Genomic DNA, 15020 nt, shown 5'->3' with positions numbered 1-15020 from the left:
TTTCTTTATTCCCCCTTCGGGGGTTAGGGGGATTTTATCCCTTATCCGACAATCTCAAAATATCTCCAAAAACTCCTCTCGCTGTTACCGCTGATCCAGCGCCCGCTCCTTGAATTACAATTGGTCGATCTCCATAAGACTCTGTGTAAATTTCGAAGAAAGAATCAGAACCTTTCAATCCTCCTAATGCAGTATCTGAAGGAACTGAAACTAATTTCACTTCCAGTATTCCTTTATCATGCTGCAAATCTCCAGACAATTCGCCTATATATCTTAGAACATGATTCGGTTTTTGGTCCGCTTTTATTTTATTATAAATAGGATCAAATTCCTTGAGTTTTGTTAAAAAATCAGCAACATCACCTTCACGTAAATGTTCTGGTATAAGATTTTGGATTTTAATTTCTTCAAATTCATTTTGCAAATCTAGTTCTCTTGCTAAAATCAACAATTTTCTTCCTACATCATTACCGCATAAATCTTCTCTTGGATCTGGCTCCGTGTAACCGTTTTCAATTGCTTCTTTTAAAATTTCACTAAATGGAGCATCTTTTGCAGAGAAATTATTAAATAAATAGCTTAACGTTCCACTAAATACACCTTTAATTTTAGTGATGTTTTCACCTGATAGGTGTAATAATTTTATTGTATCAATCAAAGGTAATCCAGCACCTACGTTAGTTTCATACAAATAATTTTTCTGGTTTTCGGCTAGCGAATTTCTTAGATCTTTATAAAAACCATAGCTTAAGGTGTTTGCTACTTTATTCGACGAAATTAAATCGAAGCTGCTTTCTACAAGCGGAATATAATTTTCGACAAATGCAGCACTTGCTGTATTATCGATTGCAATCAAATTTTCTAAATGATGTTCATTTGCATAAGCAATAACGTCTTCCATCTTGTACGGAATTCCTTGATCTTGAATTTGATTTTTCCATTCTAAAGAAACACCATTTTTGTCTAAAAGAATTTTTTTAGAATTGGCAATAGCAAAAACATTTAGTTTAATATGTTTCCTTTTATCAATTGCTTCAGCAGACTCTAAAATTTGATTAATTAAAGTTCCTCCTACCAAACCATGACCAAAAATAGCAATATTTATTTTCTTTGAAACTCCAAAAATCTCGCCGTGAATAACATTTAATGCTTTATAAAGTTCTGTTTTCTTAACCACTAAACTCACGTTTTTACCCGTAACAGTATTGTTGAAAAGTATTGGAATTATTTTGTTCTTAATTAAAGCAGTATACGGCTTATGGAACGTACTTAAATCTTGGCCTATTATAGAAATTACCGAGACATTATCGACTACAGTAATTTTATTTACATCCTTAGAATAGAAATCATTTTCAAATTCCTTTTCTAATTCGATCATAGCCTTAGTGGCTTTATCAGCTGCAACGACCAATCCAATTCCTCTTTCTGACGAACCTTGAGAAATGATACTTACACTAATGTCATTATCGCCCATTACTTTAAAAATACGAGCATCTACACCTGTTTTTCCTAATAATCCTCTTCCTTCAAGATTCACTAGAGCTACATTTTTTAAAACAGAAAGTGTTTTTATACCAGCTCCTGCAGCATTAGCAGTAATTAAAGTTCCTTTATTTTCGTGATTGAAAGTATTTAAAATACGAAGCGGGATATTTTTTTCTAATAAAGGAATGATAGTCTTAGCATGTAAAATTGTTGCTCCAAAATTAGCCAACTCATTAGCTTCATTAAAAGTCAGGTGATCTATCTTCTTAGCATCTAGAACTAAATCTGGATTTGCAGTATATATTCCATCAACATGCGTGAAATTTTGTAGTTCCTCAGCATTGATGAAATTTGCTATTAGTGAAGCTGTGTAATTACTTCCATTTCTACCTAAAGTAGTGGTCTCCTGTTTTGCATTTGCACCAATAAAACCTGTAATTACTAAAACGGCATCTTCATTTTCTTTAAAAATCTGGATGATATTCTTTTTCGAAGCAGCTTCAATAGGTTGAGCATCCCCAAAATTCGAATCTGTCACTATCAATTCACGGGTATCGGCGAATTTTGCAAGAATACCTCTTTCGTTCAATAAAAACACAAGTAATTTAGCAGAAAGCACTTCTCCTTGCGCTAAAATTTGATCTTGAATTTTAGTGCTGTAATCGCCTATTAAACTTACGCCTTCAAAAAGCTTATCTAATTTTTCAAATTCAACAGAAAAATCAATTGATTCAAATCCATCTTTTTGATATTTTTTAAAACTCTCAAGAAGTGGTTTGTAATTACCATTTTTTACAGCGATGGTTAAAATATCATCTAGCTCATCAGTAGCTTTTCCTCTTGCTGATACAACAACTGCAACTTTTTCTTCTTGCTTTATTTTACTTTCAATAATATTTAGAACCGTATTAATCCCTTCACCGTTTGCTAAAGATTTTCCACCAAATTTTAATATTTTCATTTGTTTTTTATTTTTGAAGACTACTTCTAATAAATTGTCTAATTGTTCGTATTCCATCAAGAAAGCATCGTGTCCATGCTGCGAGTCAATCTCACTATAGAATACATTATTTTTAAATTTTTTAATATCGTTGTATGTTTCTTTATTCTCCTTTGCCGTAAAAAATAAATCAGAATTGATTCCTACGATATAAATATTGGCATCGACTTTAGAAATCAGTGATTCTAAAGATTCTCGATTCCGAGTGATATCAATCGTTTTTAATAGTTGATTCATCATCTTGTACGCAGCTAACTGAAATCTTTTCTCCAATTTTTCTCCGTGATAATTCAGCCAACTCTCTACTTGAAAGGTTTCAAGTTGTACATTGATATCTCTATTAAATTTTTCTTTAAAAGATTCAGGAGTTCGGTAGCACAACATTGCGTGAATGCGCGCGTCTTCTATAGGTTTCTTGGAATTGTTTAATATTTGCTCTTGCAAGTAACAGTTAGCAATCAACCAATCAGTAGCTTTCCAATCGGTAGCAATGGGAATAAAATTTTGTGTTAGTTTTGGTTCTAAGGCTAAAATTTCCCAACCTATTCCTCCTCCTACAGATCCACCGATAAGCGCAAAAAGTTGATCAACTTTTAAGACACGAAGTCCTTCCAGAAAAATTTTAGCAATATCTCTGGCAATAAAATCTCTGTAATTCTCGATTGTAGCTGAATTAAAACCATTACCTGGAACATCAAAAGCGATGATTGTATATTTTCTAGTATCGATTGTTTTATCAACTCCTACTATTTCATTCCACCAACCAGATTCTCCTATTACCTGTGAGTTTCCAGTTAAAGCGTGATTGATTAAAATTATAGGAGCGGTGTGCAAAGCAGCACCAAAAACCTGATAACTTAAGTTAAGTGTAGCATAGAAAGCACCATTATGTGTGGTGAAATCTTGTAATGTAATTAATGAAGGTTTATTTTCCAATTTCAAATCTTTAATGATTTTTGATTTGTGTCTGGAAATATTAGAAAGAAAGCTAGATGTTAGGTGTCTAGACGAATTCTTATTGTTATCTTTCCATGTAACTGAAATAATTTCAGTTCGAGGTAGAATGCAGCACCTTCTTCGATAAATCGAAGGGTTGCTAAGGCTTCATCGGGTCTAATCCCTCTGCCTTTCTTTATAACATTTCAATACAAGTGTGAACTTAAAGCAGCAAATTAACTGTAATTATTTTTAAAAACAAAACTTTTGCCTCTTTTGATTCCTAATTTTTACATTCTAAAAATGAAAAGTACACTGCCTATTCTCGCAAAATAAATATAACGATAGATTTTACAATCTCTAATTTGAATAAGCAGTGCACGTTTTTTCTACTTTAAAATGGAGGAAATTAAAATCCCGTTTTTTAAATAAATAAAGTTTCATTCTCTTTTGAATACATTAAAAAAAGCAATGAATTTGGCACTTTTGTCTGTGATAAATTATCATTTATTGAAACTCCGAATCTAGAATCGATTAACTCATTTATAAAGTCATTACTCTTCTTTCTTTTATTTCTGAAATTAAGATTTTTTAATAACTGAAATGTTTTTGCTACGTACTTAGTGGCACTCATAATTAATTAGTTGTTAGGTTTATAATATTCATTTTTTTACTTATTTCATTTATTTCTAAAAGCAAAAACCCTTTTAGATTTATATCCAAAAGGGTTTTAAGCTATGCTTTAAACTTTCACATTTGGATTTAACAGACATTCATACGCAGCATCATAATGACACAAATTATTTTTGTGACTGCTAGCTTGCTACTATTATGATTTTTTATTCTATTCATCTGTTTTGACTATATTCTATTAAAAAAATGTTACACGACTATTTATAAAAAAAGCCTCCCGTTACCTGGGAAGCTTATTTATTATAATTTCGATTTAAAATTACGCAATAAACTACCCTCAGGATTTATCCTGACCGACCATAAACGTATTACTAATTTTAAATTCCATGTTTATTTTTTATTTACTCAAATATCGAAATTATTTTCGCATTCTCCTAATGTGATTAACGGATTTAACGGATTAATAACTTTAAATTAATATTCCTTAATTTTCATAACAATCAGCCTTTCAATTTGTTTATCATTTAAGCGATTATACTTATGCGCTCTACTGATTCTTCTTTTCAGAGACTCCCATTTTTGCTGCATATAAGGATATATTGATAGTGACTTACTATTTCCTTCAACTGATTTATTGTAATGCTTTTTATATTCTTTAAAATAGTTAAAATAATCATCTAGATATTTATCCCATTTGTGATCTCCAATTCTATTATTCACTTTGGTCGAATTTTCCATTGTATCCAATAATTCTTTTGATTCCATAATAAAATTTTAGTTTAATTATTTATAAATACCCACATTACGTTATAATCAAAAAGAGAAGCTAACAAGATAGTTATTCGCTCTTTTTTCTTGTTCAGCAAATTTAGTTTAATCTTTTGCTAAAAAGGTTACACAATTAGTTTTAAAACTTATATAATTTCTTACCAATTTTATTGCTTTCGTAGGGAATTATATTTCGATGTTGACAAGTCAAATATTTTCTCTTATATAACTCATCAATCATATAAAAAAAGACTTCTGAATTTACAGAAGTCCTTCATTTAAAATTTAAACATTCAAAGAAAAACAGGTTTCTCTTTAAACTAGCTGAGCCTGTTTTATATTTTCAAATACTTGTTTTAGGTCTTGAATTAGATCTTGAATATCTTCTAAACCAACAGATAATCTAATTAAGTCATTTGGAACTCCTGCAGCAATTTGCTCCGTTGCTGATAATTGTTGGTGCGTTGTACTTGCCGGATGTATTATTAAAGATTTTGTATCGCCAATGTTAGCTAGAAGTGAGAATACTTTAGTTTCATCCGCTACTTTTTTAGCTGCTTCAAAGCCACCTTTTAAACCAAAAGTTACTACTCCACTTTGACCTTTAGGTAAATATTTCTGCCCTAAATCATAATACTTACTAGACATCAATCCAGGGTAATTTACCCAAGCAACCTCTTCGTGACTTTCTAACCATTCGGCTAAAGCCAAAGCATTTTCGCTATGTCTTTGAATTCTAATTGGCAAAGTTTCTAAACCTTGAATTATTTGAAAAGCATTAAAAGGGCTTAAGGCTGCTCCAAAATCTCGCAAGCCTTCAATTCTCACCTTGGCTATAAAAGCCGCTCTACCTAAAGCCTCGTGATACACTAAACCGTGGTAACCAGCAGAAGGCTCTGTGAATTCAGGAAATTTACCATTAGTCCAATCAAAGTTTCCTGCATCAATGATCACTCCACCTAAGGAAGTTCCATTTCCTGTGATATATTTTGTTAACGAGTGAATCACAATATCAGCACCATGGTGAATTGGATTCAATAAATAAGGAGAAGCGACAGTATTGTCCACTATAAAAGGAACCTTCGCCGCTTTAGCTTCATCTGAAATGGCTTTCAAATCGAGGACGTCTAACTTTGGATTACCCAAAGATTCTACAAAAAATGCTCTGGTATTTTCTTGAACTGCATTTTTAAAATTTTCAGTATCAGATGGATCTACAAAAGTGGTTGTAATACCTAAACGTGGAAGGGTAACATTAAATAAATTAAACGTTCCTCCGTATAAACTGTTAGATGCTACAATGTGATCGCCAGCTTTCAGCAATACTAGTAGCGCCGTAGTAATTGCTGCAGTTCCTGAAGCTGTAACCACTGCTCCAATTCCACCTTCTAAAACTGCTAATCGCTGTTCTAGAATATCGTTAGTTGGATTATTTAATCTCGTGTATATAAATCCTGGCTCTTCAAGACCGAAAACTTTAGCTGCGTGCTCTGAGTTGTTAAATACGTAAGAGCTTGTTTGATAAATAGGAACTGCTCTTGTTCCTGCTGTTTTTGTTACGTCATGTCCTGCGTGTAATGCATTTGTTTCAAATTTTTGTGTGCTCATAATTTTTAGATTTTAATAGTGTAGTTGGTATTTTTATTAATAGTTGATTTTAAATAATTGATTTTAAATTTTTAAAGCAGTTCCAGTTTTAAACTGTCATTAATCTTATTTCCAAAAAAAAACCCCTGCTTTTAGCAGAGGTTCTAATTATATATTTTAAAATTTAAAATTATACAATAGTGCACTCTGCGGAATACTCCGGCATCATAAAACACATATTGATAGCAATTAAATTCATATTTTTAATATTTAATACTGCAAATCTGCAACCTATTTTTGAATTAACCAAATAAAAATGTAAAAAAATAATATCCCTATAGAATTAGTAGGATTTGTTAAACTTTCTTAAATTAAATTAAAAAAACAAAAGTATAATTTACAATTCAAAATGGTTTCATACATTTGCACTCGAATACAGAGGAAAAATTTGAACTGATTGCAACCTCTTCATAATGAAACCAATTCATTGTGGATGCTGAAAAATTTTCAGTAGAAAAAATGCTAAAGCAGAAACTCTCCTTTAGTCCTTTTCAGCAATTATTTTTTCTCGTTTAATTTAAAATAATAATATTATGGCCTATTTATTTACGTCAGAATCTGTAAGCGAAGGACATCCAGACAAAATTGCAGATCAAATTTCAGACGCACTAATCGATAACTTTTTAGCATTTGATGCTGATTCAAAAGTAGCTTGCGAAACTCTTGTAACTACTGGTCAAGTTATTTTGGCTGGCGAAGTAAAATCAAATACTTATCTAGACGTACAACATATAGCTCGTGAAGTAATCAGAAAAATTGGTTACACAAAAAGTGAATACATGTTTGAAGCTAATTCATGCGGCATTCTTTCAGCTATTCATGAGCAATCTGCTGATATTAATCAAGGTGTAGACAGAGCAAATCCTGAAGAGCAAGGTGCAGGTGATCAAGGAATGATGTTTGGTTATGCCACTAATGAAACAGATAATTACATGCCATTAGCACTAGATTTATCTCACAAATTATTGCAAGAATTAGCCATACTAAGACGTGAAAATAATGAAATCACTTATTTGCGTCCTGATGCAAAATCACAAGTGACTTTAGAATATAGCGACGATAATAAACCTACTCGTATTGATGCTATTGTAATTTCTACGCAACATGATGATTTTGATGAAGAAGCTACAATGCTTGCTAAAATTAAAAAAGATATTGTTGAAATATTAATTCCTAGAATTATAGCAAAAAATCCAGCTCACGCTCATTTATTTAATGATAAAATTCAGTATCATATTAATCCAACAGGGAAATTTGTAATAGGTGGACCTCATGGAGATACTGGACTTACAGGTAGAAAAATTATTGTTGATACTTATGGAGGAAAAGGTGCTCACGGTGGTGGTGCGTTTTCAGGAAAAGATCCAAGTAAAGTTGACAGAAGTGCAGCTTATGCTACACGTCATATCGCTAAAAACTTAGTGGCTGCAGGTATTGCTGATGAGATTTTAGTACAAGTTTCTTATGCAATTGGTGTAGCTAAACCAATGGGTATTTTTATAGATACTTATGGAACTTCAAAAGTTGACCTAACTAACGGTGAGATTGCTAAGAAAGTAGAGGCTATCTTTGATATGCGTCCGTACTTTATTGAGCAAAGATTAAAATTAAGAAATCCAATCTATAGTGAGACTGCTGCTTATGGTCACATGGGTCGCACACCAGAAACAGTTACAAAAACGTTTTCTGCTCCAGGTGGTTTAACAAAGACAGTTACTGTTGAATTATTTACTTGGGAAAAATTAGATTTCGTAGATAAAATTAAAGCTGCGTTCGGTCTATAATTAATCATTTTTACTTTTGATTTTTTCGAAGAAAGGAAAAATAAAACCGCACTCCATTTGGATTGCGGTTTTTTTTTGGATCCAAATCAAAAACAAAAAATTTATCCTCCAATCATTCGTCAGTTATATAAAATGAAAAAGCCGCCATTTCAATTAAGAAATGACGGCTTTTATATAGTATTTAAGTTTGTAATTAAAACTTATAAGTGATTCCGATTTTTGCACCACTTACAACATTACCGCCACCAACTTGAAGGTTTAAACCAAAATTGTCACTAAAGAAATAACGACCACCAACTTGTAATCCTAAACCAAAGTTATCTTCATCATCGTAATTGAATGAATTACCATTCGATTTTGTATTCCAGCTGTAATAATTTAAATTAGCTCCAGCGTAAAAATCCCATTCACTAGGAATATTTAATACTTCATTAAAATGGTAATTTCCATTTGCTTGAACTCCTAAAATAGAACTTTTTATTCTTGTAGACGCATAAGTTTGATTGTAAGACTGGTAAGATAATTCTCCACCTAAAGTCCAGTTTTTAGCAATACCAAAATCAAGACCTACATAAACAGGTGTTCCCCATCCAGATGTTCCAACTCCAGCGTTTAATTGAATTCCTCCTTCTTCCAAAGGAGCTTGAGCATTTGCAAAACTAAAAGCGCATACAGCTAATAAAAGAGCGATTTTTTTTATAATAAAAATTTTAAGTTAAAAATAATGTTATTTCTCCTACTTCGGAATTTATGGTGCAAAAGTAGTATTTATCTAATAAATAAACGTATTAAAAGTAAAAAAAGTATTACGGCAGCGATTATATGTTGTATTTCAAAGAAAACAGTACGTATCTAGGCTGAACGGAATATTGTGATGTTCTTGTTGCAAATTGACTAAAGTTATCATCGTTCAAAGAAGTAGTATTTAATAAGTTTGTTCCACTAACTTTATATTCCATCTTTCCGCCTTTCTTTTGATAGATTAGACTTGCCGTCAAGAAATCATATTCATAATTTACGCTTTTACTATTGTTGTAATAATGGTAGAACTCATATTCAGTTACAAATGAAAAGCTTTTCAAAAAGAAATAATCTAGTTTAGCAAATGGCCTTTCGGTGTAAAAAGTGCTGTTATTGTAATCGTTTTTAACAAGATTGTATCCTAATTCGATATTAGGCATGTTTTTATAATTCGTAGAAGCTTTAAAAGTATAACTCTGAGTGAAACTTTCTTTTGTTGATATCTGATTGTTTTGAATATTATTAAACTTAGACCAATTCAAATTAGCGCTTAGAGATGCTTTGTAATTCTTTAAAAATGACCTACCATATGAACCATTACCAAGAATCGTTTCATCAGCAAAATCAGAATTGAAAGGAGACGATGTTTGATTCACTCCGTTAAAAATAGCTCTAGTTTTTATAGCATCGATTCTTTTCGAATAAGTAGCAAATGCTGTAATGTTTTCGAAATTAAACATGTTATATTTAAAATAACGCAGCGAGTGAACCTGCGAAGTTGCATTTTCTAACAAGCGATTTCCTTTCATTAAACTGTTGTAATTTGAAAAAACATATCCTTCAGTTAACTGATTAATATCGGTAAAAGTATTGGAGTAAGAAAAGTTATAAGTTAATGTCTCTGCCTTTTTGATTTGGTAAATAGCCAAAAAATCTGGTAAGGCTCTAAAGAAATTTTGACTGTTGCTAGTGCCTAATTGCTCATTACTCATGTTGTAACTATGCATGCTAACTCCAGGAGTAAAAGTAAATTTACCTGTCAAAATTTTGTAATGCAAGCCTATAAAACTATCATTGAAGTTATAATTTACATCATTTTTATTAGAATTATCATTTAAATCATTTCTGTTTTGATTGTCTAAGATTTGATAAATACTAGAATTAAAATTTTGATTAGAATAGGTATTTCCAAGGGTTAGATTTATATTACTTTTATTAGTAAGCATATAATAGTAATCTAATTTAGCATCAATTTTGTTCGTTTTCACAAAACGATTTTGATTGATATCATTTCTATTTTGACCGGAAATATAATCAGTCAAGTTGAAGGGCTGCGATTTTAAATTGGCATTATAAAAAGGATTTTCATCTTGATATAAATGCTGCATTTCGAATGCAAAAATACTTTTATCACTCTGCGTATAATACAAACTCAAGTTTTGATTGACTGAAATTGGGTCTTGCTTTTTTACGGTACTAATATTTTCAGTAGCAGAATTACCACCTACAATAGATTCTCTTATTAACGAATTATTTTCGTCTTGCTTAGACAACTTAGTTAAAACATCGTAATCAAATTGAAAACGAACATTGGGTTTGTAAGTAGAGCTTAATTTGAATAAACCTAAATTGCTTTTTTGATTTACGTTCTCCTCCCGATTTTCAGTTGATAAAACATCAGAAGATTTAGGCTGTAAAATATTGGTCTGTGATTTGGTTTCCAACTCTGTTAGTGCTGATGAAAGTATCCCAAAGCCGCTCAGCGACCACGCTTTATTAACATTAAAAGAGAAGTTAGTAGCTCCAAATTTAGTTTCAATGTCTTTAGCACGATTATTTCTTAAAAGAGAAATTCCTAAATCATTTGAAGAAACATTAAAACTTGAACCTCCCTTTTGTGCAACACCTCTAAAACCACCAGTAAATTTAAAATAATCTTGAACCGTCAAAGGCAATTCCCCAATATTATTAATATTACTTAAAACATTGATACTATATTTTGGACTGTAATAAAATAGCTTTGGATTGATTAAATAACGACTTTGTTTTTGAGCTACACCTACGCCTGCAGTAACATCACCAAACCAGAAATTTTTCTTTCCCGACTTTAGTTTAATATTCATAGCTAGGTTGTCTTGATTATTCTCAACTCCTTTCAACGCTCCTACTTCGCTATAATTCCTTAAAACTTGAATTTTGTCGATAGCATCAGCCGGAATGTTTTTTACTCCTAACTTAGTATCACCGTCAAAAAAATCCTTTCCTTCCACCATCAATTTAGTAACTCTTTTTCCTTCTACTTCTATCTCACCGTCTGCATTTACCTCAACACCAGGTAGCTTTTTTAGAATATCTTCTAGCTTTCTTTCGGTTCCAGATTTGAAGGAATCGGCATTATAAACAATAGTATCTCCTTTTATTGAAACTGGCATTTCACGAACAATTTCGACACCCTCCAGTTCAATTCCACCTTCCTCTAGAGCAATATTTTTAATTATATTTTCGGTAGCAGTAGTAACATCTAGTTCTTTATTTTGCATTCCTAAATAACTAATCTTCAAGCTGTATGCTGTATTTGGCTTCAAATTGAGAAGAAACTTACCTTTATCATTTGTAATAGCATAAGAGTCCATCGCTTTTGTGACTTTATTGACTGCCATTACATTAGCCATTTCTAAACCATTTGCATTCGAATCAGTGATTAAGCCCTCAAATTTGATCGATTGTGAAAACGAAATCGAGGTAATTAATAATGATAAAAATAGAAGTATTGCTGTTTTCATTGAGTTGATTACTAAGTGTTACATGTTAGTCATTAAAAGGCTTAACTCGTTACAAAACGACTAATTTGTAAAGGTTCTAAAAATGATATTGCCATCCTTATCTTTCATGCTGTCCATTTTCATTTTTTCTTCTATATCGAATTCTTTTTGAGTTAAAACTTTACCTTTAGTTGGCGCTTTAATTTTCACTTTATCCTCACTATTTAAAACCACTTTATTACATAGAAATATTACTTCTCCATCATTTAATTCCAAAATTAAACCTGGCAGGCCTGAATATTTATATGGCCCATGATTAACTGGGATTTCTAATGTGTACCAAGCAGTAATAATTTGATCTTTGGGCTCGTTCATTTCAAATAAGTTAGTTCTCTGTTTAAGTTTATTTTTTAAATAATCTTTATACTCTTTTTTTTGAGCATTAGAAACTTTAATTATAGTCATTGCCTTATAGCAAAAGTATTCGCCAATTTTTTTAGTTTCTCCTTTTAACTCCCAATCCCAATTTTTTAATTCATCCGTGATAAGATATTCCTTGTCAAAAATCTCCCCTTCGAAAATTTGTTTTTTTACCTTCCTATTCATATACTTTTTTCCATTTCCTGAAATAGAAATAGTCATCCCGCTATCACTCTTCCCAATTGGCTCAAGCTTTTTATCTTCCTCAAATACAGATTCAAACTTATTAAAACTTAACGAATAGGTTTTTTGTGAAATTTTTTTCAATTCATCTTGAAATACTTTATCAAACTCAGCATTACCAGACGATTTAAACTCACCGTCATTCTCCTCTAATTTGATTTTAGATTGATAAACCGCTACACCATTAAAATCTTGAGCAGTAATCAAATTCACATTGATAAAAATTACAGTTAAATAAATTAACTTGAATAAATTTTTCATTTTTTTGTTTTTAAGTTACTTGACAAATTACGTAGTAAATAACTACAATGTTAGTTAAGCAAAGTTAACGATTGTTAATGGCTACATTTAAAACCATTTAGTCCTTATATTTGAAAAATGAAAGTAAAAAACTATGCCTCAATTATTATTTTTATAAGCATTACCATTTTAGCAACCATAGGCTTACAGGTACATTGGAATATTAAAAATTACAAGGAAAATAAGCAAAGATTGATTAATGATGTACAAATTGCTTTTGATAATAGTAGTGAATTTTATTATATCGAAGAATCAAAAGAAAATTATATCGGTTTTGTGAACCGAGATGATTCAGTTTCTGATGAGCAATTTATGGATGACTTAAAACTTGATACGGTTTTTAAAAACTATAAAGCAAAAAGAGACCAGCTTAAACTTTCAAAATTTGGATCCGTCAAACCGAAAATAATTTCTCATTCAGAAGCAACTAAATCTATAAAATTAGATTCGAAAATCATTGAAAAACAAAAAGGAAATAACAAAAAAACAATTGCTACTGTTAAACCTATATCCAGGAGGAATTCCTCTGTAGTGGTACTAAAAGGAAAAAGTGCAACAGATAGCATCTTAAAAATAAGCGATTCTAGAAGTAGAATTGTAGTATCTATGGTTAAAGACTCTATTTCTTTTAAGAAATTAAATAAAGCTTTAAATAAAGAACTTTCTCGAAAAAAAATTGTTGTTAATTATACTATAGAACATTTTAAAAGAGATACTCTTTTTGACAAATTTGAAAAAGACACATCAGTCAAATCGTCTGAATTAAAACTTTCTGCTTTTTCAAATTCAACTTATCTTCCCGTTAATGAACAATTGAAAATTTCATTTTCTGAACCTGTAGAATTACTTGTAAAAAGAAGCATGATTGAAATACTTCTTTCATTACTGTTATCGCTTTCTATTATTGCATGTTTATTTTATCTTTTAAAAATTATACACCGTCAAAAAAAGATTGATGAGATTAAAAACGATTTAATTAGCAACATTACCCACGAGTTCAAAACGCCTATTACCACTATTTCTTCAGCGATAGATGGAATTAAGAATTTTAATTCCAACAATGATCCAAAAAAAACTGATCGTTACTTAGGCATAGCAAGCCAGCAATTGGGCAAGTTAGCCAACATGGTCGAGAAACTTTTGGAAACTGCATCCTTAGAATCTGACAATCTTACAATAAACAAAGAACCGATGGATATCGTTCAATTACTAGAAAAAAATATTGAGAAACACCTATTAAATACCGCTACCAAAACCATTTCTTTTCTTTCACAGTCTGAAGAACTAATTTTGAATGTGGATGCATTTCATCTTGAAAATGCAATTTCAAATCTAATTGATAATGCTCTTAAATATGGTGGAAGTCAAATCGAAGTTGCATTGAAATTAGACCAAAAAAGGGTAGAAATAACAGTACAAGACAACGGAATTGAGATTGATAGAAATCAACGTGAAAAGATTTTCGAAAAGTTTTATAGAATTCCAAAAGGCAATATCCATGATGTGAAAGGCTTTGGAATAGGGTTATACTATTCGCAAAAAATTATAGAAAAACATCAAGGAACACTTGAGCTAATCGTGAATTCAAAAAACATTTTTAAAATTACTCTCTCGAATGTCTAAAAAAACAAGAATAATACTAGCCGAAGACGAACCCGCCTTAGCACAAATCGTTAAGGAAAGTTTAGAAACTAGAAATTTTGAGGTTATTCTCTGTAAAGACGGCGAAGAAGCTTTTGATGCTTTTAAAAATGAAAAAATAGAGCTAATAGTTTTAGACGTCATGATGCCAAAGAAAGATGGATTTTCAGTAGCAAAAGATATTCGGAAATTAGATAATAAGATTCCTATAATTTTTCTCACTGCTAAATCACAAACCCAAGATGTGGTTGATGGATTTAATTTTGGTGGCAATGACTACTTAAAAAAACCTTTTAGTATGGAAGAACTGATTGTTAGAATCCACTCTCTTCTTGGGCGAAAAATTAATCTTGAAACCAACCAAAACATTGTAATTGGCAACTATTTTTTTAATCTTACTAAACAAACCTTACAATGTTCTGCAGCAATAATCTCATTAACCCATCGCGAAGCTGTCCTATTAGAGTTACTATCTGAAAATAAAAACAAAATAGTTAACCGTTCTTTAATATTAAATAAAATTTGGGGGAATGATGATTTTTTTACTGGTAGAAGTATGGATGTTTTCATTACAAAGTTGAGAAAAAAATTAAGCCTTGACCCCAACATTCAAATTATTAATGTTCGTGGCCAAGGCTGTAAATTAATTTGTTAATTTAA

General features: G+C 31.1%; 9 protein-coding genes and 1 riboswitch. Of the genes, 3 read left to right on the top strand and 6 right to left on the bottom strand.

Annotated features, from left to right (window positions below; translation table 11 throughout):
* Window positions 1-34 precede the first annotated feature (34 nt).
* From thrA to RCH19_RS06880, 3 genes are all read right to left on the bottom strand, one after another.
* On the bottom strand, window positions 35-3421 hold the full coding sequence (gene thrA / locus RCH19_RS06890) for a bifunctional aspartate kinase/homoserine dehydrogenase I (RefSeq protein ID WP_343022599.1): 3387 nt from the start codon (window positions 3419-3421) through the stop codon (window positions 35-37).
* 82 nt (window positions 3422-3503) lie between these two features.
* Window positions 3504-3626: riboswitch (SAM riboswitch) on the bottom strand.
* 902 nt (window positions 3627-4528) lie between these two features.
* Window positions 4529-4819: a hypothetical protein gene (locus RCH19_RS06885; RefSeq protein WP_343022598.1), complete on the bottom strand. Its 291-nt coding sequence runs from the start codon at window positions 4817-4819 to the stop codon at window positions 4529-4531.
* Window positions 4820-5137: 318 nt separating this feature from the next.
* Complete coding sequence (locus RCH19_RS06880; RefSeq protein ID WP_343022597.1) at window positions 5138-6430, bottom strand: O-acetylhomoserine aminocarboxypropyltransferase/cysteine synthase family protein; 1293 nt, start codon at window positions 6428-6430, stop codon at window positions 5138-5140.
* 572 nt (window positions 6431-7002) lie between these two features.
* On the opposite strand from RCH19_RS06880, the gene metK reads away from it, so the two are divergent.
* The gene (metK, locus tag RCH19_RS06875; protein WP_121925034.1) at window positions 7003-8253 is read left to right on the top strand and encodes a methionine adenosyltransferase; all 1251 of its coding nucleotides are present in this window, start codon (window positions 7003-7005) and stop codon (window positions 8251-8253) included.
* 193 nt (window positions 8254-8446) lie between these two features.
* Here metK and RCH19_RS06870 read toward each other — a convergent pair whose 3' ends face one another.
* The 3 genes from RCH19_RS06870 to RCH19_RS06860 all read right to left on the bottom strand — a co-directional run bounded on the left by RCH19_RS06870 (window position 8447) and on the right by RCH19_RS06860 (window position 12680).
* The gene (locus tag RCH19_RS06870; protein ID WP_343022640.1) at window positions 8447-8944 is read right to left on the bottom strand and encodes an outer membrane beta-barrel protein; all 498 of its coding nucleotides are present in this window, start codon (window positions 8942-8944) and stop codon (window positions 8447-8449) included.
* A 127-nt stretch (window positions 8945-9071) separates the two neighbouring features.
* Window positions 9072-11777 carry a carboxypeptidase-like regulatory domain-containing protein gene (locus RCH19_RS06865; protein ID WP_343022596.1) on the bottom strand — a complete coding sequence of 902 codons (2706 nt, stop codon included), beginning with the start codon at window positions 11775-11777 and terminating at the stop codon, window positions 9072-9074.
* Between the two features lie 60 nt (window positions 11778-11837).
* Complete coding sequence (locus RCH19_RS06860) at window positions 11838-12680, bottom strand: GLPGLI family protein (protein ID WP_343022595.1); 843 nt, start codon at window positions 12678-12680, stop codon at window positions 11838-11840.
* Window positions 12681-12797: 117 nt separating this feature from the next.
* On the opposite strand from RCH19_RS06860, the gene RCH19_RS06855 reads away from it, so the two are divergent.
* Together RCH19_RS06855 and RCH19_RS06850 are read left to right on the top strand one after the other, a co-directional pair.
* On the top strand, window positions 12798-14342 hold the full coding sequence (locus tag RCH19_RS06855; RefSeq protein ID WP_343022594.1) for a HAMP domain-containing sensor histidine kinase: 1545 nt from the start codon (window positions 12798-12800) through the stop codon (window positions 14340-14342).
* Window positions 14335-15015, top strand: a complete 681-nt coding sequence (locus tag RCH19_RS06850) for a response regulator transcription factor (RefSeq protein WP_343022593.1) — start codon at window positions 14335-14337, stop codon at window positions 15013-15015. Before RCH19_RS06855 ends, RCH19_RS06850 begins: the two co-directional genes overlap by 8 nt.
* Window positions 15016-15020: the final 5 nt, after the last annotated feature.

The sequence above is a fragment of the Flavobacterium sp. PL12 genome (assembly GCF_039123485.1).
GTDB lineage: Bacteria > Bacteroidota > Bacteroidia > Flavobacteriales > Flavobacteriaceae > Flavobacterium > Flavobacterium weaverense.
This window is presented reverse-complemented; position numbering and strand designations above follow the sequence as displayed.

Excerpts from the sequence above, each read along its gene's own strand:
- RCH19_RS06850 (WP_343022593.1), top strand. The coding sequence starts at position 14,335 with ATGTCTAAAAAAACAAGAATAATACTAGCCGAAGACGAACCCGCCTTA.
- RCH19_RS06865 (WP_343022596.1), bottom strand. The coding sequence starts at position 11,777 with ATGAAAACAGCAATACTTCTATTTTTATCATTATTAATTACCTCGATT.
- metK (WP_121925034.1), top strand. The coding sequence starts at position 7,003 with ATGGCCTATTTATTTACGTCAGAATCTGTAAGCGAAGGACATCCAGAC.
- RCH19_RS06860 (WP_343022595.1), bottom strand. The coding sequence starts at position 12,680 with ATGAAAAATTTATTCAAGTTAATTTATTTAACTGTAATTTTTATCAAT.
- RCH19_RS06855 (WP_343022594.1), top strand. The coding sequence starts at position 12,798 with ATGAAAGTAAAAAACTATGCCTCAATTATTATTTTTATAAGCATTACC.
- RCH19_RS06885 (WP_343022598.1), bottom strand. The coding sequence starts at position 4,819 with ATGGAATCAAAAGAATTATTGGATACAATGGAAAATTCGACCAAAGTG.
- RCH19_RS06880 (WP_343022597.1), bottom strand. The coding sequence starts at position 6,430 with ATGAGCACACAAAAATTTGAAACAAATGCATTACACGCAGGACATGAC.